8 protein-coding genes are annotated in these 24,725 nt (G+C 74.6%); 7 read left to right on the top strand and 1 reads right to left on the bottom strand.

From position 1 onward, the window contains the following. The first annotated feature begins 18 nt into the window (after positions 1 to 18). Positions 19 to 669 carry a M23 family metallopeptidase gene (locus J3R08_RS20035; RefSeq protein ID WP_043329946.1) on the top strand — a complete coding sequence of 217 codons (651 nt, stop codon included), beginning with the start codon at positions 19 to 21 and terminating at the stop codon, positions 667 to 669. A gap of 157 nt (positions 670 to 826) precedes the next feature. Beyond that, a complete protein-coding gene (locus J3R08_RS20030) occupies positions 827 to 1,645 on the top strand; it encodes an endonuclease/exonuclease/phosphatase family protein (protein ID WP_231915417.1) in 819 nt (272 codons plus the stop codon). Here the strand turns inward: J3R08_RS20030 and J3R08_RS20025 are convergent. Then, a complete protein-coding gene (locus J3R08_RS20025; protein WP_043322995.1) occupies positions 1,625 to 2,452 on the bottom strand; it encodes an SAM-dependent methyltransferase in 828 nt (275 codons plus the stop codon). The two genes, J3R08_RS20030 and J3R08_RS20025, sit on opposite strands and share 21 nt — an antisense overlap. A gap of 254 nt (positions 2,453 to 2,706) precedes the next feature. On the opposite strand from J3R08_RS20025, the gene J3R08_RS20020 reads away from it, so the two are divergent. From J3R08_RS20020 to J3R08_RS20000, 5 genes are all read left to right on the top strand, one after another. Next, positions 2,707 to 5,847, top strand: coding sequence for a BTAD domain-containing putative transcriptional regulator (locus J3R08_RS20020; protein ID WP_140946095.1), 3,141 nt, complete (start codon positions 2,707 to 2,709; stop codon positions 5,845 to 5,847). A 116-nt stretch (positions 5,848 to 5,963) separates the two neighbouring features. Further along, entirely contained in the window at positions 5,964 to 7,664 is a 1,701-nt protein-coding gene (locus tag J3R08_RS20015; protein ID WP_209962435.1) for a bifunctional 3-(3-hydroxy-phenyl)propionate/3-hydroxycinnamic acid hydroxylase, read from the top strand. A gap of 199 nt (positions 7,665 to 7,863) precedes the next feature. Beyond that, positions 7,864 to 9,888 (top strand): hypothetical protein, encoded by a 2,025-nt coding sequence (locus J3R08_RS20010; protein WP_043329952.1) that lies wholly within the window; start codon positions 7,864 to 7,866, stop codon positions 9,886 to 9,888. A 1,322-nt stretch (positions 9,889 to 11,210) separates the two neighbouring features. Then, on the top strand, positions 11,211 to 19,901 hold the full coding sequence (locus tag J3R08_RS20005) for a type I polyketide synthase (protein ID WP_209962433.1): 8,691 nt from the start codon (positions 11,211 to 11,213) through the stop codon (positions 19,899 to 19,901). Then, positions 19,898 to 24,724, top strand: a complete 4,827-nt coding sequence (locus J3R08_RS20000; protein WP_209962431.1) for a type I polyketide synthase — start codon at positions 19,898 to 19,900, stop codon at positions 24,722 to 24,724. The genes J3R08_RS20005 and J3R08_RS20000 overlap by 4 nt, the downstream gene beginning before the upstream one ends. Position 24,725 lies beyond the last annotated feature (1 nt).

Raw genomic sequence — 24,725 nt, 5'->3', positions numbered from 1 at the left:
CGTGTCATGCTCGAAGCGATGAGCACCCAGCGCCCGCGCGACCCACGTCCCCTCCGTCGGCCGCGCCGCCCCCTGGCCCGCGTCGCGTTGGTCGCCGGCGTCCTCGCCGCGTTGGGCGCCGTCGCTGTGGTCGTGGTGCCGCTGCTGCGGCCGCCGGGCCCGCGACCGGCCTTCCAGCTCCCGGTGGCCTGCGGTGAGACGTGGCGCCTGTCGACCTATCCCGGGCACGACGACTACGACATCGACCTGTTCCCGACCCGGGGCGAGGCGTGGGGACGGCCGGTGCTGGCCTCCGCCGCCGGCACCGTCACCGTGGCCGGGGTCAACGGTTCCCTGGGCGGTCGCACCCCGCAGGACCCGAACGGGCCGAAGGGGCGCGGCGGCGGCTACTGGGTGAAGATCGACCATGGCGGGAAGTGGGAGACGCAGTACCTGCACCTGCTCGAACCGCCGCTGGTCGAGGCCGGTCAGCGGGTGGCCCGCGGCGATCAGCTCGGGCGGGTCGGCAGCACCGGGAACTCCGGCGCCCCGCACCTGCACTACGAGCAGCGCCGGGGCTGGGAGAAGGTGGAGGCCCACTTCGACGGCGTGCCGTCCGGCATCACGTCCGACGACCGCGAGTACACCGTCCGGCTGACCAGCGCGAACTGCGACCAGGGTCGCCGGTAGCCACGGTTCGGCGTACCACCGGGGTCGCGCCGGACGGCGGCGAGAGCGGTCCCGGCGATAGGATCACCGGCACCCGCCGCCCGTACCCGCTGGAGCCCCGCTGTCCCGGCAGCCCGCCACCCGTCCCGCCCGGCGTGCCCGCCGGGCGCTGGCGCTGGTGTGCCTGCTCGTCGTGGCCGGGCTGCCCGCAGGGTCGGCGCCGCTCGGCGAGCCCGGGTCCGGGACGCTGCGGGTGCTCCAGATGAACCTCTGCAACAGCGGCCGGGCCGGCTGCTACACCGGCCGGGCCGTCCGCCAGGCCGCCGACGTGATCGCCGTCGAGCGGCCCGACCTGGTCACGCTCAACGAGATCTGCCGCGACGACGTGGAGACGCTGGAGCGCGCGCTGCGGGCCGCCCGTCCCGGCGGCACGGTGGTGTCCGCGTTCCACGCCGCCGGTGACCGCCCCAACGCCGGGCCCACCTACTGCAACAACGGCCAGCCGTACGGGATCGGGTTGCTGACCCGCCTCGACGCGCGCGGCGCGCGGCCCACAGTGCACCGCGGCACCTACCCGGCGCAGGATTTCGCCGACCCGGAGGAGCGGGTCTGGCTCTGCCTGCGGGCCGCCGGGCTGCTGCACGCCTGCACCACGCACCTGGCGAACACCAGCGGTCAGGTCGCGCTGGCCCAGTGCGCCCAACTGGTCGGCGCGGTGGTGCCGGCGATCCGCCGCGACGGCGGGTACGCGCCCACAGTGCTCGCCGGTGACCTCAACCTGCGCGTCGGCGGCACGCCGGACGTGCGGTCGTGCGTGCCGGCGGGTTACCGGCGGATCGACGACGGCGCCCGGCAGCAGATGGTGACGACGGGCGACGTCACCATCTGCTGCCACCGGCCGGTGGACATGCGCGGGACGACCGACCATCCGGCGCTGCTGGCGACGGTGTCGATCGACGGCGAGCCCGCGACGGACCTACGGTTTGCGGGCGAGTAGCCCGACGAACGTGTGGTAGGTGTCGGTCTGCTGCGGCGCGGGCGCGCCCGGATCCGGACGCCACTCGGCCAGCGGCACCAGCCCCGGCTCCAGCACCGTCAGCCCGTCGGCGAAGGCGAGGATCTCCTCGTCGGTACGCCAGCGGCCGGTGCCCAGCGACTCGTTGAAGACCCGCTCGACCTCGCGCGCCTTGCGGGAGCCCTCCGGGTCGCGCTCGCCGGGGTCGCGGAAGTGCGAGATCGCCACGTAGCTGCCGGACGGCATCGCGTCGATCAGCTCCGCCGCCACCGCGCCCGGGTCCTCGTCGTCGCCGAGGTGGTGCAGGATCGCGAAGAGCAGCAACCCGATCGGCCGGTCGAAGTCGAGGAACCGGCGGACGTCCGGGTCGTTGAGGATCTCCTGCGGCGCCCGGACGTCGGCCTGGATCACCGTCGCGGTGCCCTCCGCGGCGAGCAGCGCCCGCCCGTGGGTCAGCACGATCGGGTCGTTGTCCACGTAGACCACCCGGGCGGCCGGGTTGTGCTCGGTGGCGACCTCGTGCACGTTGCCCTGCGTGGGCAGCCCCGAGCCGAGGTCGAGGAACTGGTCGATGCCCGCCTCGGTGACCAGGAACCGGATGACCCGGCGCAGGAACGCCCGGTTGGCCTGGCCGGCGGCGGGCCCGTCCGGCGTGATCCGCAGCGCGTGCTCGGCGACCTTCCGGTCGACCTCGAAGTTGTCCTTGCCGCCCAGGAAGTAGTCGTAGACCCGGGCGACGCTGGGAACGTTGAGGTCGATGCCGGGGGGTGCCGCCTTGTCGCGGGTCACAGGCGTCTCCATTCGATTCTGATCAGCGCCGCCCGCCGGTGGGGTTACGGGCGTTTTCGGGGAGTGTAGCGACCGGACGGCCCGAATTGTGGCCCCGGCTGGTACCGCTCCCACGGCGTCGGCCCGTCACCAGCACGTTCACCGTGCGACACGCGGAACGCGCCGGGCCGGAACCGGTTCGCCGATGTCCGATGTGGCGTTCACACTGCCATACTCGGCATCGGACAGGTGAACATCGTCGTAAGGGTGATGGCGTGCGGTTCCGGGTGCTGGGTCCGCCCGGCATCGACCGGGACGGGCGAGGCGTGCCGCTCGGCGGGCCGAAGCAGCGGGCCCTGCTGGCCCTGTTCCTGCTGCGGCCGAACCGGTTCGTCGCCGCCGACTGGCTGGTCGAGGCGCTGTGGGACGGGCGACCGCCGGCCAGCGCCCACACGACGCTGCGCACCTACGTCGCCGGACTGCGCCGGGCGGTGGAGCCCGAGCGGTCCCACCGCGAGCCGGCGCGCGTCCTGCGCAGCCGCCCCCGGGGGTACGAGCTGCGGGTCGAGGACGATGCCGTCGACGCGATCCGATTCGGACGCCTGGTGGACCGGGCGGCGGACACGCTCGCGGCCGGGCAGCCGGCGGTCGCCGAGCGGACGTACGCCGAGGCGCTGGCACTGTGGCGGGGCGAACCGCTCGCCGGCGTCGGCGAGCTGAACGCGGTGCGTCCGGAGGTGGCGCGGCTGACCGAGCTGCGGCTCACCGCCGAGGAGGGCCGCCTGACGGCTGCCGTCGCGGCCGGCCGGCACGCGCCGCTGCTGGCGGAACTGCGCCGCTTCGTGTCGGCGAATCCGCTGCGCGAGGGGGCCCGCGCGCAGTTGATGCTGGCGCTGTCCCGGTCCGGCCGGCAGACCGAGGCGCTCGCGGCCTTCGACGAGGGCCGCCGGGTCCTCGCCGCCGAGTACGGCCTCGACCCCGGTGAGCAGATGCGGGCGGCGCACCGGCTGATCCTGGAGCAGGCCGTACCGGCGCAGCCCGGACCCTCGGCGGTGGCCGGCCGGCAGGTCGTGCGGGCGGCCGGGCCCGCGCCGGCGCCGGCCGAACCCGAACCGGGCCCGGCCGCGGAGTCGCCGCGGCGGCACGCGGACCCGCTCGTGGGGCGCGGCGCCGAGCTTGCGCTGCTGCGGGAGACGCTCGACGCGGCCACCCGGCGCGGCGGGCGGGTGCTGGCAGTGGTGGGGGAGGCGGGCATCGGCAAGACCAGCCTCGCCGCGGCGCTCGGCGACCGGGCCGCCACCGGCGGCGTGCCGGTCGTCTGGGGTCGCTGTCCCGACGTCGGGCAGGCGCCACCGTTCTGGCTGTGGAACCAGGTGGTACGCGCGCTCGCGGCGATGCCGGACGCCGGCGCCACCGGCTCGGCGAGCCGCCTGGGCGGGTTCGCCGCCGGATCGCTGCCCGGCCCCGCGGAAGGCGGCGGCCTCGACCCCACGGCGCGGTTCCAGGTGTACGAGGCGGCGTCCGGCCTGGTGCACGCGGCGGCCCGGCGGCACGGCCTGCTGGTCGTGCTGGACGACCTGCACGCCGCCGACCCGGACTCGCTGCTGTTGCTGCGCTACCTCTCCGCCGGGCTGTCCACGTCCCGGGCGCTGGTGGTCGCAACGCTCCGTCCGTACGACCACGACCCGGCCCTGGTGGCGACGGTCGCCGAGCTGGCGCGCGGCCGCGACTTCGGTCAGCTCCGGCTCGCCGGGCTGGACGCCTCCTCGGTCGCCACCCTCGTCCGGCGCCGGACCGGGGTGGCGCCGCCGGAGCCGGTGGTGGCCCGCCTCGTCACCCGCACCGGCGGGAACCCGTTCTTCCTCACCGAGCTGCTGCGGTCCCGCACCGACGCGGCGGCCGACGCGGAACTGCCGCCGAGCATCCGGGACACGGTACGGCTGCGGCTCGTCGGGCTGCCCGAGCCCGCCCGACGCTGCCTCGACCTGCTCAGCGTGGCCGGACACGACCTGGACCTGCAGGTGATGGTGGCGGCGCTGGACACCACCGCACCGGCGGTCGCCGAAGCGCTCGCCCCGGCGTACACGGCCGCGCTGGTCACCGAGGCGGGGCCGGGCACCGTCACGTTCCGCCATCCGCTGATCGCCGAGGTCACCTACGCCGAGCTGGTCCCGCCGCGCCGGGCCGCGTTGCACGCCCGGCTGGCGCGCGCGTACGAGCGGGCCGCCGGTGTCGCGCCGGCCGAGCTGGCCCGCCACTACGGTCAGGCGATCGGCCTCGGACACGGCGAGGACCACCTGCGGTGGTCGCTGCGCGCCGCCGACGACGCGACGCGGCGGGTCGCCTACGAGGACGCGCTCGGTCACCTCGAACGCGCCGCGCACCGGCTGGCCCCGGCCGCGCAGACCTCGCCCGACGCGGCGTCCACCGAACTGACCGTCCAGCTGCGCCGCGCGGCGCTGTTGCAGATGACCGTCGGCGTCGGCAGCGACGCCGTCGACCAGGTCTGCGCCCGCGCCCGGGAGCTGCTGACGCTCGTCGGGCCGGACACCGACCTCCGGCACGCGCTCTGGGCGCTGGGTGAGCTGGCCGCCAACCGGGCCGAGTTCGCGATCTGCGCCGACCTCGCCGGGCGCCTGGTGCGGTCCGCGGACGACGGCAGCGGGCTGATCGCCGTGGCCGGTGAGTACCTGCTCGGCGCGGTCGGCTACTTCACCGGCCGTCAGGCCGAGGCCGAGCGGCGGCTCAGCGCCGGCATCGAACGGCTGCGTACCGTCGACCGGGCGCTGCTGCGCCGGGAGGTCGGCCGGCGGCCGGTGCTGGCCTGCCACAACTTCCGGGCACTCGTGCGGTCGATGCGCGGCGACCCGGCCGGCGCCCGGGCGGACATCGCCGACGCCGAGGCCCTCGCCGAGGAACTGGACGACCCGTACGGCCGGGCCAACGCGGCGCTCTACGCGGCCTGGCTGGCGATGCAGGAACACGACGTCGACGCGGCCGACGCCGCGGGACGGCGGTGCCGGGACATCGGGAGGTCCACCGGCCTGCCGCACATGACGGCGACCGGCGCGTACTTCCTGGAGTGGGCCGCCGCCCGCGCCGGCGACCACGGCCGGCTCGACGCGATGCGCGCTGCCGCCGACGGGTTCTACCGTCCCGGGTTGCGGTCCACCCGCACCATCACGTGTGCCGCGATGGCCGAGGCGTACCTGACCGCCGGCCGCGCGGAGACCGCCGCGACGCTGGCCGAGGAAGGGCTGGCCGTGGCGGACCGGTTCGGTGAGCGCGTCGTCGTCGCGGAGCTGCACCGGATCCGTGGGGTCGCGCGCCGCGACCGCGCGGAGTGGGACCTCGGCGCCCGGATCGCCGCCGACCAGGGCGCCGCACTGCTGCGGCAGCGGTTCGCGACGTTCTGACCGGTGTGGCGGCCCGCCTCCACGCCTTCTCCACACCCTTTCCACGCCGGGCTGGTGCCCTGGTCGGCGTCGGACGGCCGGAGCCGTCCGGGACCACGTTCCGAAAGGGCATCACGATGGGATCAGTTCAGCCGCCGGATCGCCAGGCCGTCCAGGAGGTCGACGTCGCCGTCATCGGCTGCGGGCCGGTGGGCGCGCTCACCGCGAACCTGCTCGGCGCCCGCGGCGTCCGCACGCTCGTCGTGGAGCGCAGTGCGACGGCGCACGGCCAGCCGCGGGCCTTCTCCTGCGACGACGAGGCGATGCGCATCTACCAGCAGGCCGGCCTGCTCGACGAGATCCGCGACGCCACTGTCGCGCCGCCGCTCGTGGAATACGTCAACGGCGCCGGCCGGGTCTTCGCCCGGATGGCGCTGTCCGAGACGGACTTCGGGTACGGGCACGCGCCGCTGCGCTTCTTCGACCAGCCTCGGCTGGAACACACGCTGCGTACCGGGCTGGACCGGTTCCCGCACGTGCAGCTCTCGCTCGGCACCGAGATGGCCGGCCTCACCCAGGACGAGGACGGGGTCACCGTGCTGCTGTCCGACGTGGCCACCGGGCAGCGGCGGACGGTCCGCGCCCGGTACGTGCTCGGCTGCGACGGCGCGCGCAGCGCCACCCGCGCCGCCGTCCGGATCCCGCTGTCCGGGGCGAGCTACGCCGAGCCGTGGCTGGCCGTCTCCGGCGACGTGCCGCCCGACGCGGTACGGGTCGGGGACACCCGGTTCGTCTGCGACTGGCGGCGTCCGGCGTTCGTGTCCCCGGGCGCGGCAGGCAGCTACCGGATGGAGTTCATGCTGCGCCCGGGGGAGACCGAGGACGAGATGCGGCGGCCCGAGACCGTCGCCGCGCTCGTCTCGCCGTACGTCGATCCGGACCGGTTCACAGTCACCCGCGCGGTGGTCTACACCTTCCACCACCTCATCGCGCGACGGTGGCGGGAGGGACGGGTGTTCCTGCTCGGCGACGCCGCCCACCAGATGCCGCCGTTCATGGGCCAGGGACTGTGCAGCGGCCTGCGCGACGCGGCGAACCTGTCGTGGAAGCTGTCGCTGGTGCTGTCCGGCGTCGCCGACGCCGCAGTGCTCGACACGTACGAGATCGAGCGGCGCCCGCACACGGTGGAGATGGCGCGCACGAGCGTCCGGCTGGGGCACGTCTTCCTGGCCCGCAACCGGGTCACCGCCGGAATGCGCGACGCCGCGCTGCGGGCGGTGCAGACGATCCCCCGGGTACGGCGGTTCGTGGAGCACTTCGAGTTCAAGCCGGTGCCGGCGTACCGGCGGGGCCTGATGGCCGGCGGGCGGCGCGCCGGCGTGGTCGGGACGATGTTCCCCCAGCCGCGGGTCCTCGTCCCGGGCGCGCCCGGGACGCGCCTGCTCGACGAGGTGCTCGGCGACGGTTTCGCCGTGCTCGGCCGCGCCGGCGTGGACAACCCGCTCGGAGCGTGGCGGCCGGGGCTGCCGGCGCGGTTCGTCGCGGTCCACCCGAGCGGTACGTCGCTCGCCGACCTGCCGGATCCGCTTGCCGGCTCTCCGGCACCCGGCGGGCCGGACCGGGTCGACGTGGTGGACGCCGAGGGGGTGCTCGGCGGGTGGCTGCTACGGCACGGCGCCGACCTGGTGGTGCTGCGGCCGGACCGGTTCGTGTTCGCCATGGTGGCTGCCGGTGGGATCGAGCAGGCCGGGCGGGACCTGTCCGCCGCGCTCGGCGCGCCGGACGGAGGCCGGAGCCGGGCGGACACCCCGGGACTCGCGGCGGCAGCCGATTCGTGACCGGACGCCCGGCAGTCGTGCCTCCCGGGGCCTCTCGTCGTCCACAGCGGACGGCACGGAGGTCACCCACCACCACCCGCCCTGGTCGTACCAGACCTCGTGGACGGGGCACGCCCTTGCCGGGATGCGTGCACGCGCGTAGGAAGAGCACCACCATCCACCACCGTCGTACCACACTCCGATGCCGAAGGAGACGCGCGTGCCCACCCCCAGACGGCTCCGTCTCGCCGTGTCCGCGCTGGTGACCGTATCGGCCGTGTTGCTCGGCTCCGGCGCCGCCGCGGCGCCGCCCGCGCCGGCCGCGAACCGGTCCTGCGACCCGATCGACCCGGCGGCCTGCCTGCTGCCGTTCCCCAACGACTACTTCACCGTGCCGGACCGCAGCACGCCGACCGGCAAGCGGGTGCGGTTCGCCGCCTCCGCGATGCCGGCGAACGTGCTCGGCGTACCGATCGACCCGGCGGAGTGGAACCGGCAGGACGGGTTCAGCCCCGGCTCGCCGATCCTGGCGCGCGTACCCGGTCTCGACGCCACGCGGACCCGGATCGCGCCGGTCACCGACGTCGCGCGCTCGCTGGCGCCGGACGCGCCGATCGTGCTGCTCGACGCCCGCACCGGGCGGCGTACGCCGTACTGGGCCGAACTGGACGCGCACGCCGCCGGCAACCCGGACCGGCAGGTGCTGATCATCCGGCCGGCGGTCGCGCTGACCGAGGGCGCCCGGTACGTCGTCGGCCTGCGCGGCATGCGCGACGGCGACGGCGCGCTGATCCCGGCCCCGAAGGCGTTCCGCAGTTACGTGACCGGCGCGGGCCTGGACCGGCGTGACCCGCGCGCGCCGCAGATGAAACGGATCCTCGCCGACCTGACCCGGGCCGGCGTCAAGCGGCACAGCCTCTACCTGGCCTGGGACTTCACCGTCGCCAGCCGGCACGGTCTGACCGGGCGGATGCTGGCGGTCCGGGACGGCGCGTTCGCCGCGCTCGGCCGCCGCGCTCCCTCGTTCACCGTCAGCCAGGTCACCGACTACACGCCCGAGCAGGACCCGCTGATCGCCCGGCAGGTGACCGGCACCGTCGCCGTGCCGTCCTACCTGACCGGTGACGGGGGACCGGGCTCCCGGCTGCACTACGGTCCGCCCGGCGGCGACGGCACGCCGCCGACGCCGAACGCGCTGCCCACACCGTCCGGCACGACGGTGGCGGCCGACTTCGTCTGCAACATCCCGCGCAGCGCGTCCGCCACGAAGCCAGCCCACCTGTCGCTCTACGGCCACGGTCTGCTCGGCCGGCCCACCGAGATCAACGCCGGCAACGTCAAGACGATGTCGCAGACGTACGACTTCACCTTCTGCGCGACCAGCTGGATCGGCATGGCGGCGGCCGACGTCCCGTACGTGGCGGGCGCCTTCACCGACCTCAGCGCCTTCCCGGCGGTGGCCGACCGGCTCCAGCAGAGCTTCCTGAACTTCCTCTTCCTCGGCCGGACGATGATCCATCGCAACGGGTTCGCCGCCCACCCGGCGTTCCGCGACGCCGCCGGACGGCCGCTGATCGACGTGGCCGGCGGGCTGCACTACGACGGCAACAGCCAGGGCGGCATCAACGGCGGCGCGCTGACCGCCATCGCCCAGGACTGGACCCGCTCGGTGCTCGGCGTGCCCGCGATGAACTACTCCACGCTGCTGCAGCGCAGCGTCGATTTCGCCCCGTTCCAGACCGTCCTGGACGGCTACTACCCGGACAAGATCGATCAGCAGCTCGTCTTCGGGTTGTTGCAGATGCTGTGGGACCGGTCCGAGGCCAACGGGTACGCCCAGCACATGACCGACCGGCCGCTGCCGCGTACCCCGGCGCACCGGGTCCTGATGCACGTGGCCTTCGCCGACCAGCAGGTCTCCACCGCGGCGGCGGAGGTGCAGGCCCGCACCATCGGCGCCCGCCTGCACACTCCGGCGCTCGCCGACGGCTGGTCACCGGACGTGCGCCCGTTCTGGGGCATCGCGCCGATCCGCAGGTACCCGTACGCGGGCTCGGCCATGGTGGTCTGGAACAGCGGCGCGGCGTACGCGCCACCGCCGACGAACCTCGCCCCGGCCGGACCGGAGTACGGCGAGGACTCGCACGAGTTCCCCCGCGCGCAGCCCGGCGCGCAGCGGCAGAAGGCCGTCTTCCTGCTCACCGGCAAGGTGATCGACGTCTGCCCGGGCCGGCCCTGCCCGTGACGTCCGGACCGGGCGTGCGATGGCGCACGCCCGGTCCGCCGCCGGGGGAGTGGCGCCACCGGCAGCGGCGCGCGGCGTCTGATCGCTGACAGGTGAATCAGCGATTGGATATCCCGCGTCTTTACGGCCAGATCCCGAACAAGACCTCATTATCCGGCTCTTCTCCGCAGTAGGAACTGTCTCCGATAAGGCGCCGATTCCACATGAGACGGACATGTCCCTCCAGTCCGTGATTGCGGCACGGGTGGATGAGACCGGCCGGCACGGGCTCCTGGGCGAGAAGTCAACCCCGTGGATCAGGGCAATTTTGAGGACTTCTTCCTCTTGTTTTCCCCCACTCCTTTCCTTTGGTCGACGCGCTTATCGCGCGCCCCGATCCGGATGCGGAAGCCATTTCCGCAGGTCGCGTGGAGTGTCGTGAGCATACTGATCTTGGCTGCCCGGATTGGTGGCCCTGATTGGCGTGATCGACGGGCAACGCAGAGCGACGCCTGGTGTTATGCTGCGCTCCGGGGGAGGTAGTCTGGATGATGTCATCGGCTATCAGACGGGCCTTGGCCAGGAGTTTCAGGCCCGTACACGACGGCGTTTATTCCACTCGTCAATATGTGCGGCGAGGACGGCATAGGCGGGGCGGATGACGCCCGCCGACGCGCTTCTTGGCTGAAGCGCACCACCTGTCACGGGCATGGCGCAGCGGGGCACGTGGGCCGCCGTACGCGCGTTCGCCCGCGTTTTCCCTGCGGTAAGGCGCGCCGCTGTGTATGCCGTGATGACCTACGGCCTGCGCTTTTGCGCGCTCCCTGCCGGGCGGGGCGCTGCTCCGGGTCGACTGTCGGGTAAGTGGCGCGCAATTATCCGACAGTGGCAGAGCTGCGTTCACCTGCAGTTATGAAAATCGTTCCCGCCTGTCGGGGAGTTGGCGCTCGGTGCGTTGCTTGCGCCTCCTGGGAAAGCCGAGTTACACAAACTTTATCAACGATCAGGGTTGACACTCGCCGATGAACGCCGGGATGCTGGTGCCGCCGCCGTCCTGGTAGTCGGCGGGACGAACGCGGATCATTTCGCGAAGTCCAGAACGTGCTTTCCGGATTATTAACGTGGTGCGAACGCAGCATTAATCATGCATTCGCGCCGGACCTACTGTGCCTTTACCGGACGTCAGAAGGAATCGGATCGTGGGCATTTCCCTGCCAGGACGAGGCGATGCGGCCGACCCAGTGCGACAGTCGGCCGGGTCCGCCGGTCGCGCTGGTCAACCGCCGAAACCCGGCACCCTGGTCGACCGGTTCCGTGCGGTCCTTCTCGACCGTCCGGACGGCGTGACCTATCGGTTCCTGGCCGACGGCGAGAACGACGAGGTCGCCATTTCCAACGCCGACATGGATCGGCGGGCCCGGGCCATCGCCGCCACGTTGCGAGAGCGCGTGAACGAGGGCGAGCGGGCGCTCATCGTCTGCCCACCGGGCCTGGACTACCTCGCCGCGTTCCTGGGCTGCCTCTACGCCCGGGTGATCGCCGTACCGGTGTATCCGCCGAACCCGGTGCTGCTCAAGCGGACCCTGCCCCGGCTGATCGGCGTGATCCAGGACGCCCGTCCCGCTATCGTGCTCGCGCCGGCGGAGATCACCGCGATGGCCGGCCAGATCACCGCGCTGGCGCCCGCGCTGGGCTCGCTCGTCTGGCAGGCCGTCGACCGGATCGACCCGGCCGTGGCCGACGGGTGGCGCGAGCCCGGCCTCGGCGGTGACGACGTGGCGTTCCTCCAGTACACGTCCGGCTCCACCGGGCGGCCGAAGGGCGTGGTGCTCAGCCACGCCAACCTGCTGGCCAACCTCGAGGTGACGAACCAGCGTTTCATCACCGACGTCGAGACCACCCGGCTGGTGAGCTGGCTGCCGCCGTACCACGACATGGGGCTGATCGGCGCCATGCTGCAGCCGCTCTACGCCGGGTTCCCGGCGACCTTCATGTCACCGACGTCGTTCCTCAAGCGCCCGCTCCGCTGGCTGCAGGCCATCTCCACCTACCGGGCCACGCTCAGCGGCAGCCCCAACTTCGGTTACGAGCTGTGCCTGGCGAAGACCACCGCGGACGAACGCGCGGCGCTGGACCTGAGCAGCTGGCGGCTGGCGTTCAGCGGGGCCGAGCCGGTCCGGGCCGAGACCATCGACCGGTTCGTGGCGGCCTTCGGGCCCAGCGGGTTCCGCCGCGAGGCCTTCTACCCCTGCTACGGCCTGGCCGAGGCGGCGCTGTTCGTCGCCGGCGGGCTGGCCGGCACCGAACCGGCAGTACGCCGCGTGCGTGCCGCCGACCTCGCCGACAACCGGGCGGTCGAGGCCGGCCCGGACGAGGAGAGCCGGACGCTCGTCAGCTGCGGAACGGCGGCCGCCGGGCACGAGCTGGTCATCGTCGACCCCGCTACCTGCGAGCGGCTCCCGGCCGGCCGGGTCGGCGAGATCTGGTTCGGTGGCGGCAGCGTCGCCCAGGGCTACTGGGGACGCCCGCAGGAGAGCGAGGAGACCTTCCGGGCCCGGCTCGCCGGCAGCGGCGACGGCCCGTTCCTGCGCACCGGCGACCTGGGCTTCCTGACCGACGACGGGGAGCTGTTCGTCACCGGCCGGCACAAGGACCTGATCATCATCGCCGGGCGGAACCACTACCCGAGCGACATCGAGGTGACGGTCGAGCAGAGCGATCCGACGCTGCGTCCGGGCTGCGGCGTGGCCTGTTCGGTGGAGGTCGACGGGGAGGAGCGGCTCGTCGTCATCCAGGAGGTCGGCGGCAGCCGCGCCCGGCTCGACGCCGAGCGCGTCGTCACGGCGATCCGCGGCGCGGTCGCCCAGGAGCACGGCCTCCAGGTGCACGACGTGGTCCTGATCAAGCAGGGCAGCATCCCGAAGACCTCCAGCGGAAAGCTGCAACGGCGGGCCGCCCGGCAGTCCTTCCTCACCGGCGACCTCACGGTGCTGGCGCGCTGGAGCGCGGCCGACCCGGAACACGTCACCGGCGGTGCGGGCAGCACGCCGGCACCGGCCGTGGCCGCGCCCGGTCGCGCCGAGGTCGAGCAGCGCCTCGTGGCGGAGCTGGCCGCCCGGCTGGGGATCAGCCCGCAGGCGGTGGACCCCACCCGGCCCGTCGCCACGTACGGGCTGCAGTCGGTGGAGATGGTCGGGCTCGTGGGCGAACTGGAGACGTGGCTGGGCCGTACCCTGTCCGCGACCCTGATCTGGGAGTACCCGACCATCGAGGCGCTGGCCGCCCACCTCGGCGACCCGGCCACCGGCTCCGAACCCGCCGCGCCGGTCGAGCCCACGGCGCAGGCCGATCCGGCCGCGACCACGGCGACCGGCGCCGAGGCGACCGCGGGCCACGCGGACGCGACCGACGAGGCCGTCGCCGTCATCGGCATCGGCTGCCGCCTCCCCGGCGGCGTCGACGGACCGGAGAGCTTCTGGCGCCTGCTGACCGAAGGACGCGACGCGGTCCGCGAGGTGCCCGCCGACCGGTGGGACGCCGACGAGCTGCACACCGACGACGCGACGACGCCCGGAAGGACGACCACCCGCTGGGGCGGCTTCCTGGACCGGATCGACCAGTTCGACCCGCACTTCTTCGGCATCGCCGCCCACGAGGCCGCCCGGATGGACCCGCAGCAGCGGCTTCTCGCCGAGGTGACCTGGGAAGCGCTGGAGGACGCCGGCTTGGCCGCCGACGACCTGGCCGGCTCCCCGACCGGCGTCTTCATCGGCATCGCCACCAGCGACTACGCCCAGCTCACCCTCGCCGACCTCGACCGGGTCGACGCGTACACCGGCACCGGCAACGCGTTCAGCATCGCGGCGAACCGCCTGTCGTACCTGTTCGACCTGCGCGGCCCGAGCATCGCCGTCGACACCGCCTGCTCCTCCTCGCTGGTCGCGGTGCACCAGGCCGTCACCAGCCTGAGCCGGGGAGACTGCACGCTGGCCGTCGCCGGCGGGGTCAACGTGGTCCTGTCACCCGCGCTGGCGATCAACTTCAGCAAGGCCGGCGCGATGGCGGGCGACGGTCGCTGCAAGACCTTCGACGCCCGGGCCGACGGCTACGTCCGCGCCGAGGGCGCCGGCGTGGTGATCCTCAAGCCGCTGTCCCGGGCGCTCGCCGACCAGGACCCGATCTACGGGGTGATCCTCGGCGGGGCGGTCAACCAGGACGGCCGGACCAACGGGCTGATGGCGCCGAACCCGCACGCCCAGGAGGCGGTGCTGCGCAGCGCGTACGAGCGGGCCGGCGTGGCGCCGGAACAGGTCGGCTACGTCGAGGCGCACGGCACCGGCACGCTGCTCGGCGACCCGATCGAGGCCAAGGCGCTCGCCGCCGTGGTCTGCGCCGACCGCGATCCGGCGCGGCCCCTGTTCATCGGATCGGTCAAGTCCAACCTCGGCCACCTGGAGGCCGCCGCCGGGATCGCCGGCCTGATCAAGGCCGCGCTGGTCCTGCGGCACCGGCAGATCCCGCCGACCCTGCACTACCGGCAGCCCAACCCGCACATCCCGTTCGCGCAGCTCGCGCTCCAGGTGGCCGACACCGGCCAGCCGTGGCCGGACGGGTACGCGCGGGCCGTCGCCGGAGTCAGCTCGTTCGGCTTCGGCGGCACCAACGCGCACCTGGTCCTCGCCGAGCCGCCCCGGTCCGACCGGCACGCCTCCTCCGAAACGGCTGCCGCGCCCGGCGACCTCCGCCTCAACGGCAGCGCGCCCGCCGGAGGCGCCCCGGCGGACCCGGCCCGGCTGCTGACCATCTCGGCCCGTACCCCCGAGGCGCTCGGCGAACTCGCCCGGCGGTACGCGGCGAAGCTGCCCCCGCCCGGCGAAGGCGCGGACCTCGCCGCCGTCTGCGCCGCCGCCGCCGTGCGCCGCACCCACCACGAGCACCGGCTGGCCTGCGTCGGTGACTCGCCCGAGCAGGTACGGGACGCGCTCGTCGCGTACGCGGCCGGCACGGAACGGCCCGGGCTGTCGTGGGGCGCCCGGCGCGTCTCCCGGCGCCCGAAGCCCGTCTTCGTGTTCTCCGGCCAGGGGCCCCGGTGGTGGCCGATCACCGAGGACCTGCTCGCCGAGCCGGCGTTCCGCGACACGTTCGCGCAGTGCGACCGGGCGCTGCGGCAGTACGTCGACTTCTCCCTGCTCGACCTGGTCACCGGCCGGGGCGACGCGAGTCTGCTGGACGACCCGGCGGTCGCCCAGCCCGCGCTGACCGCCGTGCAGATCGCCCTGGCCGCGCTCTGGCGCTCCTGGGGCGTCGAGCCGGCCGCCGTGGTCGGGCACAGCGTCGGCGAGGTGGCCGCCGCCCAGGTCGCGGGCGCGCTCGGCATCGCCGACGCGATGCGGGTCGCCCGCCAGCGGGGCCGGGTCATCCGCGCCGCCATCGGCAACGGCCGGATGGCGGTGCTCGGCCTCCCGCTCGACCGGACCGAGCAGTTGCTCGCCGAGCGGCGGCCGGGCGCCGTCTCGGTCGCCGCCGCCAACGGACCGGAGTCCACTGTGCTCTCCGGCGACGGCGCGGCCCTGGCCGCCCTCGCCGAGACGCTGACGGCCGAGGGGACGTTCTGCCGGATGCTCGAATCGGTCGACTACGCCTCGCACAGCCCACAGATGGAGCCGCTGCGCGCCGAGCTCGGCGCGCTGCTCGACGGGCTCACCCCGGGGCCCGCCGCCGTGCCGATGCTCTCCACGGTCACCGCCGGGCCGATCGACGGCGCCGCGCTCGACGCCGCGTACTGGGCCGACAACCTGCGCCGGCCGGTGCTGTTCGACACCGCCGTCACCCGCCTGGTCGACGCCGGGCACGACGTGTTCGTGGAGATCTCCCCGCATCCCATGCTCGGCGGCCCGGTCACCGAACGCATCGCCCGCCAGCAGCGCGACGGCGTCGTCGTCGCCTCGCTGCGCCGCGACGAGCCGAGCCGGGCCACGGTCCTCGGTGAGCTGGGCCGCCTCTGGACCGCCGGCTGCCCGGTCGACTGGCGCCGGATGTACGGGCCGGTCGTGCCGATGGCCGCGCTGCCGGCGTACCCGTGGCAGCGGGAACGGCACTGGCTCACCGACGAGTACCCCCGGACGCGGCGCACCGCCCACCGCGGGCACCCGGTGCTGGAGACGTACGTCCGGTCCGCCGCCGAACCGGGCGGACACCACTTCGGCGTCCGGCTCGACCTGGCCGGGTTCGGCTACCTGCGGGACCACGTCGTCGAGGACAGCCCGGTGCTGCCGGCCAGCCTGCTGCTCGACGCGGCGCTGGCGGCGACCCGGCGGCTCCTCGACGATCCGGCCGCGGTGGTCGAGCGGATCGAACTGACCCGGGTCACCCTCGTCGAGGAGCTGGCCGAGGCGGACACCGTCCAACTCGTCCTGCTCCCGGAGACCGCCACCGGCGGCACGCTGCGGATCTACAGCCGCGGACCGGACGACGCCTGGAACGAGGTGGCGCACGGCCGGTACGGCGCCGCGCAGCCGTTCCCGGCCGGCGCCGTCGAGCCGCTGACCACGGTCCGCTCGCGCTGCGGCGAGCAGCGGGACAGCGCCGAGCACTACGCCCGGCTGGCCCGGTCCGGCCTGCGCTACGGCCCCGCCTTCCAGGGCGTCGCCGCGCTCTGGCAGGGCGAGCGCGAGGCGGTCGCCGAACTGCGCGACCCGGCCGAGCTGACCGGCGACCGGGAGCCGTACCTGGTGCACCCCGCCCTGCTGGACAGCTGCCTGCAGGTGCTGGCGGCGGCCATGACCGGCGCCGACGACGGGACGTACCTGCCGGTGGGGGTGGAGCGTTTCGCCCTCGCCGCCGGCCCGGGCGTACCCCGATGGGCGCACGCCACCGTGGGCGGGGCCGCCACCGACGGCCCGGAGATCGACGGCGCCCGGGTGGTGCTCTACGACGCGGCCGGCGACCCGGTGGGCGAGATCGCCGGCGTGCGGCTGCGCCGGCTGGCCGGCTCCGGCCCGGCCGACCCGGTCGGCGAGGCGCTGCTCGACCTGGCCTGGCAGGAGGCCACCGACGGGGCACAGACGCCGGAGACCGGCGGCTGGTGGCTGCTGCTCACCGGCGCCGACCCGGTCGGCGGCGACCTGCGGGCCGCGCTGTCCGGCCGGGGCGTGGACACGGTGACCGTCGCACCCGGTGACGCCTACCGGCAGGTTGCCCTGGACCGGTACGAGGTCGACCCGGCCCGGCCGGCGGACTTCGTGACGCTCCTGACCGACCTGCGTGCCGCCCGGCCGGAGCCGTGCGCCGGAGTGCTGCACGCGTGGAGCCTCGACGTGCGCCTCACCGAGCAGAGCCCGGCCGACCTGCCGGACACCCCACTGGACCGGCTCGAACTGCTCGGTCCGGTCGCCGTCACGCATCTGGTGCGGGCGCTCACCGAGGTCGGCGGCCGGTCACCCCGGCTGGTGCTGGCCACCCGGGGCGCGCAGGTGGTCGCCGCCGACGCGGGCGCGCCGGACCCGGCCCAGGGCGGCCTCTGGGGACTGGCCCGGGTGGTCGCGCTGGAACACGCCGAGCTGCGCCCCACGATCGTCGACCTCGACCCGGCCGACGGGCGGCACGGCGTTCCCGGCCTGGTCGACGAACTGCTGCACCGGCCCGGTGGCGAGCAGGTCGCGCTGCGCGGCGGCCGGCGCTACGTGCCCCGGCTGGTCCCGTGGCGCGCGCCCACGGCCACGCCGGCGCGTCCGCACCCGTTCGACCGGTCCGCCGCCGACGGCAACTACCGGCTGCTGTCGGTGCAGGGACACCTGGGCAGCCTGACGCCGGTGCTCTCCGCACGCGTGCCGCCCGGCCCCGGCCAGGTGCAGATCGAGGTGGCCGCCGCCGGACTCAACTTCAACGACGTGCTCAAGGCGATGGAGATCTGCCCCGGCGTACCCCCGGGCATCGTGCCGCTGGGCGGCGAGTGCGCCGGCCGGGTCACCGCGCTCGGCGCCGGAGTCACCGGCCTGAGCGTCGGCGACGCGGTGATGGCGGTGGCCCCGTCCAGCATGGCCGCGTACACCACCACCCGGGCCGAGCTGGTCGCCCCCGTCCCCGGCGGGCTCACCGACGAGCAGGCCGCCGCGCTGCCGATCGCGTTCCTCACCGTGGTGTACGGCCTGGAGTACCTGGCCCACCTCGGCGAGGGCGACACCCTCCTGATCCACTCGGCCACCGGCGGCGTCGGCCTGGCCGCGCTGCAGGTGGCCCGCCGCAACGGCGCCGAGGTGCTGGCCACCGCCGGCAGTGAGGAGAAGCGGGAACTGCTGCGCCGCCTCGGCGTCAAGCACGTGATGGACTCCCGGTCGCTGCGTTTCGCCGACGAGGTGCTGGCCCTCACCGACGGCCGGGGCGTGGACGTCGTGCTCAACTCGCTCACCGGCGAGGCGCTCACCCGCAGCCTCGGCCTGCTCGCGCCGAACGGGCGGTTCGTCGAGATCGGCAAGCAGGACATCTACGCCAACAGCCACCTCGGCCTGCGGGCGCTGCGGCACAACCGCTCGTTCCTCGCCGTCGACCTGGAACGCGCCTTCGCCGAGCGGCCGAAGCTGATCGCCCGCCTCTTCGCCGAGGTGCTGCGCGGCTTCGACAGCGGCGAGTTCACCGCCCTCCCGGTGACCACCTACGACTACGCCGACGCGGCGGCGGCGTTCGGTCTCATGGCGCAGGCCCGGCACACCGGCAAGATCGTGCTGCGGCCCGGTGGGCACGAGGTGGCCGCCGTACCGCCGGGGGAGGTCCCGGTCCGGCCGGCCGCCACGTACCTGATCACCGGTGGTCTCGGCGCTCTCGGCCTGGAGACCGCCCGCTGGCTGGCCGGTCGCGGCGCGCGGCACCTGGCGCTGCTCGGCCGCAGCCGGCCCTCGGCGTACGCCGGGCAGGTCCTCGACGAGTTGCGCGGGCAGGGCGTCGAGGTCCAGGTCCGGCAGGCCGACATCGCCCGCCACGAGGACGTCACGGCGGTGCTGGCGGACCTCGACCGGACGATGCCGCCGCTGGCCGGCGTCGTGCACGCCGCCGGTGTGCTGGACGACGGGCTGATGCTGCAGCTCGACCGGGCCCGGTTCCGGGCCGTGGCCGCGCCCAAGGTGGACGGCGCCTGGCATCTGCACCGGGCCACCCTGGACCGGGACCTCGACTTCTTCGTCCTCTACTCCTCGGCCGCCGCGCTGCTCGGCTCACCGGGCCAGGCCAACTACGCCGCCGCGAACGCGTTCCTGGACACGCTCGCGCAGCGGCGCCGGGCGCAGGGACGGGCCGCGCTGAGCGTCAACTGGGGTCCCTGGTCCGGGTCCGGCCTGGCGGCCCGCCCGGACCGTGGCGGCCAGCTCGCCGGGCAGGGCATCGTCGGCATCGACCCACGCGACGGCATCGAGGCGCTGGACCGGCTGGTGCGGACCCCGGCGGCGCAGGCGGCCGTCCTGCCGCTGGACCTCGACCGGCTCCGCACGGCCGCGGCCGGCGGGCTCGTGCCCGCGCTGCTGGCCGACCTGGTCGCGGTGGACACCCCGCGCACGGCCGAGGGCCGGGCGCGCTCCGGCGAGGTACGCCGGCGGCTGCTCACCGTCGAGCCGGGCCGCCGCCGGCGCGCCCTGCTCACCGGGCACGTCGCCGGTGAGGTGGCCCGGGTGCTCAAGGTGGACGCCGACCGGGTCGACGTCACCTCGCCGCTGGCGAACATGGGCTTCGACTCGCTGATGTCGCTGGAGCTGCGCAAGCGGCTGGAGACGTCGCTCGACGTCGAACTGTCCGCCACGCTCGCGTGGCGCTTCCCGACCATCGACGCGCTCGTACCGCACCTCGCCGAGCGGATGGACGTGGCGCTGGAGGCCGGGCCGGACGCCGACGTCTCCCCGGCGGGGACCGGCCCGGCGACCGCGCCCGGCGCGACACCGGCCGCCGGGACCGACGACCCGGCCACCGACCTGGAGCAGCTCTCCGACGACGACGTCGAGGCGCTCCTGCTGGCCAAGCTCAACCAGATCGAGGAAGGGCGTCAGGGATGACCACGACCGGGCAGCAGGCGCAGGCGCCGAACTCCACGCTCAAGCGCGCCTACCTGCAGATGGAGCGGATGCAGCGGCAGCTCGCCGAGTACGAGCGCGGCCGGACCGAGCCCGTCGCGGTCGTCGGCATGGGGCTGCGCTTCCCCGGCGGCGCGGTCGACGCGGAGAGCTTCTGGCGGATCCTGCGCGACGGCGTCGACGCGGTCGCGGAGATCCCGGCCGACCGCTGGCCGGTCGACGAGTTCTACGACGAGCAACCGCAGCAGCCCGGCAAGATGCGGACCCGCTGGGGCGGCTTCCTGGACCGCGTCGACCACTTCGACTACGAGTTCTTCGGCATCTCCCGGCGCGAGGCGCTGGCCATGGACCCGCAGCAGCGGCTCGCCCTGGAGGTGTCCTGGGAGGCGCTGGAGAACGCCGGGAAGGCGCCGACCGCGCTGGCCGGCAGCCGTACCGGGGTGTTCCTCGGCGTGTGCAGCAACGACTTCGCCACCGAGAACTTCCCCGGGCTGGAGGACATCACCGCCTACGCCAGCACCGGCACCGCGCACAGCGTGGTGACCGGGCGGATCTCGTACGTCTTCGACTTGCGCGGCCCGAGCGTGGCGGTGGACACTGCCTGCTCCTCCTCGCTGGTGTCGGTGCACATGGCGGTGCAGAGCCTGCGGTCCGGCGAGTGCGACCTGGCCCTCGGCGGCGGGGTGAACGTCGTCCTGTCGCCGCTGCCCAGCGTGGCCTTCTCCCAGTTCCCCGGCATGGTCGCCCCGGACGGCCGGTGCAAGACCTTCGACGCCCGCGCCAACGGCTACGTCCGCAGCGAGGGCTGCGGCATCGTCGTGCTCAAGCGTCTGACCGACGCGGTACGCGACGGCGACCAGGTGCTCGCGGTGATCCGCGGCGGCGCGGTCAACCAGGACGGTCGCAGCTCCGGGGTGACCGCCCCGAACGGGGTGGCGCAGCGCGACGTGCTGCGCCGGGCGCTCGCGGCTAGCGGCGTCGCCGCCGAGCAGGTCTCCTACATCGAGGCGCACGGCACCGGCACCACGCTCGGCGACCCGATCGAGGTCGAGGCGCTGGCCGAGGTGTACGGCCGGGAGGAGGGCGCACCGGTCTACCTGGGGTCGTCGAAGACGAACGTCGGCCATGCCGAGGCCGCCTCCGGCATCGTCGGGCTGATCAAGGTGGTGCTCGCCCTGCACAAGGGCGCGATCCCGCCGAACGTGCACTTCACCGAGCTGAATCCGCACATCTCCTTCGCCGGCACCACGTTCGCGGTGCCGACCGAGTTGAGCGAGTGGCCGGCGGTCGCCGAGCGGCCGGTGGCCGGGGTGAGCAGCTTCGGTTTCAGCGGCACCAACGCCCACCTGATCGTGCAGGCCGCGCCCGAGCCGCCGGCCGTACCGTCGGAACCGGCGGTGGAGCGGCCCCGTTCGGTGCTGCCGCTGTCGGCCCGGACGCCGGACGGGCTGCTGGAGCTGGCCCGGCGCTACCAGCAGCGACTGTCCGCCGACCCGGGCGCGGCGCTGGCCGACGTCTGCTTCTCGGCCGGCACCGGACGGGCCCACTTCCCGCACCGGCTGGCCGCCGTCGGCGCGTCCGTCCGGGAGGTCGCCGACCAGCTCGCCGACTTCGTCGACGGGCTGCCCGGCGACCTGCCGGTGGTGGGCGAGGCCGGCAGCGACGACGTGGTCTTCCTCTTCACCGGGCAGGGCCCGCAGCGCGTCGGCATGGCCCGCGCCCTCTACCAGACGCAGCCCACCTTCCGGCAGGCCGTCGACCGCTGCGACGAGATCCTGCGGCCGCTGCTGGACGTCCCGCTGCTGGACGTGATCTACCCGGCCGACCCGGACTCCGACCTGGTCTACCGCACGACCTACTCGCAGCCGGCGCTGTTCGCGGTGCAGTACGCCATGGCGCAGATGTGGCGCTCCTGGGGCGTCGAGCCGGTGGCGGTGCTCGGGCACAGCTTCGGCGAGTACGTGGCCGCCTGCGTGGCCGGCATGATGAGCCTGGAGGACGGGCTGCGGCTGGTCGTCGAACGCGGCCGGCTGATGTGGGAGCTGAACGACAACGGCGCGATGGTGGCCGTCTTCGCCCCCGAGGCCGAGGTCGCCGAGGTGCTCGCCGGGTACGCCGACCGGGTGTCCGTCGCCGCGGTCAACGGCCCCGGCACCACCTCCATCTCCGGTGAGCGGGAGGCGCTGGCGCGGATCTGCGCCGAGTTCGACAGGCGCGGGGTGAAGACCAAGCAGCTGCACATCACCACCTCGTCGCACTCGCCGCTGATCGAGCCGATCCTGCCGGGCCTGCGCGCGGCGGCCGACGCGGTGACGTTCACCCCGCCGCGCATCCCGCTCGTGGCGAACCTGACCGGTGAGCTGTGGCCGTGGGACACCGCCCCGGACGCCGACTACTGGTGCCGGCACGCCCGCCAGCCGGTGCGCTTCGCGGCCAGCATCGACACGCTGCGCGAGCTGGGCTACCGCACCTTCGTCGAGATGGGACCCGCGCCGACGCTGCTCGGCATGATCAGCGACAACCTGCCGGCGGGGGAGGCCCTGCTGGCGCCGAGCCTGCGGCCCAAGCACGACGACTGGGCGGTGCTGCTGCACACCGTCGCCCGGCTCTACACCGCCGGCGTGGACCTGGACTGGGCCGGTTTCGACCGGGACTACCGGCGGGCCCGGGTGCCGCTGCCCACCTACCCGTTCGAGAAGACGCACTGCTGGCAGGAGCCGCGCCGCACGCAGCGGCAGCAGCAGCGGCACACCGGATCGTCCACCGTGGACGACACCGACGAGGACGGCGCCGCCGCGTACGCCGACGACGACCTGCTCTACCGGCTCGACTGGCAACCTGTCGACGCGCCCGCGCCGGCTCCCGACCCGGAAGCAACCCCGGCCCGGACCTGGCTGGTGCTCACCGACGGGACCGGGGTCGGCGCCGGGTTCGCCGACGCCGTCGCCGCCCGGGGCGAGCGGGTGGTACGGGTGTCGCCAGGCCTGGCGTACCGCGTCGACGGCGCGCGGGCCGAGGTGCGCCTGGACGGCCCGGCGGACCTGAGCCGGCTGGTGGACGAGCTGGCGCTCGACGGCGGCGAGCTTCAGGTGCTGCACCTGTGGAGCCTCGACGACACCGACCCGGACGGCACGGCGGACGCCGCCGCGCTGCTGCGGGCCACCGAGCGGGGCAGCCTCAGCGCGGTCCACACCGCGCAGGCGCTGGCCCGGGCGCGGGGCCCGGAGACGGTACGGCTCTGGCTGGTCACCCGCGGCGCGGTACGGCCGGCCGACGCCCCGGGCGGCCCGGTGTCGCTCGCGGTGGCCCAGTCGGCCCTGTGGGGCCTGGGCCGGTCGTTGCAGCAGGAGCACTCGGCGCTCTGGGGCGGCCTGATCGACCTCGACCCGGCCGCCGACTCGGCCACGCTGGCCACGCGCCTGGTGGGGGAGCTGACCGCCCGCGACGCCGAGGACCAGGTCGCGTTGCACGGCGACCGGCGCTACGTGGCCCGGCTCGTCCGCCAGGCGGTGCCCGAGGCCGACGCCGCCGACGGGCCGTGGCGGCCCGACGCGAGCTACCTGATCACCGGCGGCCTCGGCGGCATCGGCCTGGAGGTGGCCCGGTCGATGGTGCGGGCCGGCGCGCGGCGGCTGGTGCTGCTCGGCCGCACCGTGCTTCCGCCCCGCGCCGAGTGGGCCGGCCTGCCCGCCGACCATCCGGCGGCGGCACGTGTCGCCGGGGTGCGCGGGCTGGAGGCGCTCGGGGCCGCCGTGCACGTGGCCTCCGTCGACGTCGCCGACGAGGAGGCGGTACGGGCGTTGCTGGCCGGCTACGACCGGGAGGGCCGGCCGCCGATCCGGGGCGTCGTGCACGCCGCCGGCACCGGTGAGGTGGCCCCGCTGATGGAGCTGACCCGGGCCGACCTGGAACGCCCGCTGCTGCCCAAGGCGGTCGGCGCGTGGGTGCTGCACCGCCTGTTCGCCGGCCGGGAGCTGGACTTCTTCATCCTGTTCTCCTCGACGAGCTCGCTGCTCAGCTCGCCGTTCGTGGCCGGGTACGCGGCGGCAAACGCCTTCCTCGACGCGCTGGCGGCGCAGCGCCGCGCCGCCGGACTGCCCGGTCTGAGCGTCAACTGGGGTATCTGGGAAGGGGTCGGCCTGGCCAACCGGGGCGCCGACGCCACCCCCGGGCTCAGCAAGGGCATGGGCACGCTGCGGCCCGGCCAGGCGCTGCGGGTCTTCCACCGGCTGCTGCGCCACGACGAGCCGCAGATCGCCGTGGTCCCGGTCGACTGGACCGAGTGGGGGCGCCGCTACCAGGAGGTCTCCGGTTCGGCCCTGCTCGCCCCGCTGCTGCGCGGCGACGGCCCCGCCCGGCCCGCCCGGCGTACGGCCCGGACCAGCCTGCTGCCCAGCCGCGCGCAACTGCTGGCCCTGCCGGCCGACCGGCGCGCCGAGACGCTCACCGGGCAACTGGTGCTCACCGTCGCGGCCACCCTCGGCTCCGCGACGGCGTCGGTCGGGCTGGACCAGCCGCTGTTCGACCTGGGCCTGGACTCGCTCATGGCGGTGGAGCTGAAGAACGAGATCGAACGCCAGCTCGGCGTCTCGCTGTCCATCGCGGTGTTCCTGGAGGGCGCCACCCTGCGCACCCTCACCGAGCAGATCGTCAGCCGGCTGCCGGCCGGTGCGGACGACGGCGGCGCCGACGCGGCGGCCATCGGGCGGGTCGAGCGGTTCGAGGACGTCGCCTCGGAGCTGCTCGCCGAGCTGGAAGGCCTCTCCGACGAGCAGGCGCGGGCCGTACTGGGCCAGGAGGCATGAG

Origin of the sequence: Micromonospora sp. HB375 (genome assembly GCF_017872985.1) — a bacterium.
Lineage (GTDB): Bacteria > Actinomycetota > Actinomycetes > Mycobacteriales > Micromonosporaceae > Micromonospora > Micromonospora chalcea.
Note: the sequence above shows the minus strand (reverse complement) of the source record. Positions and strands in the feature narration are given on the sequence as shown.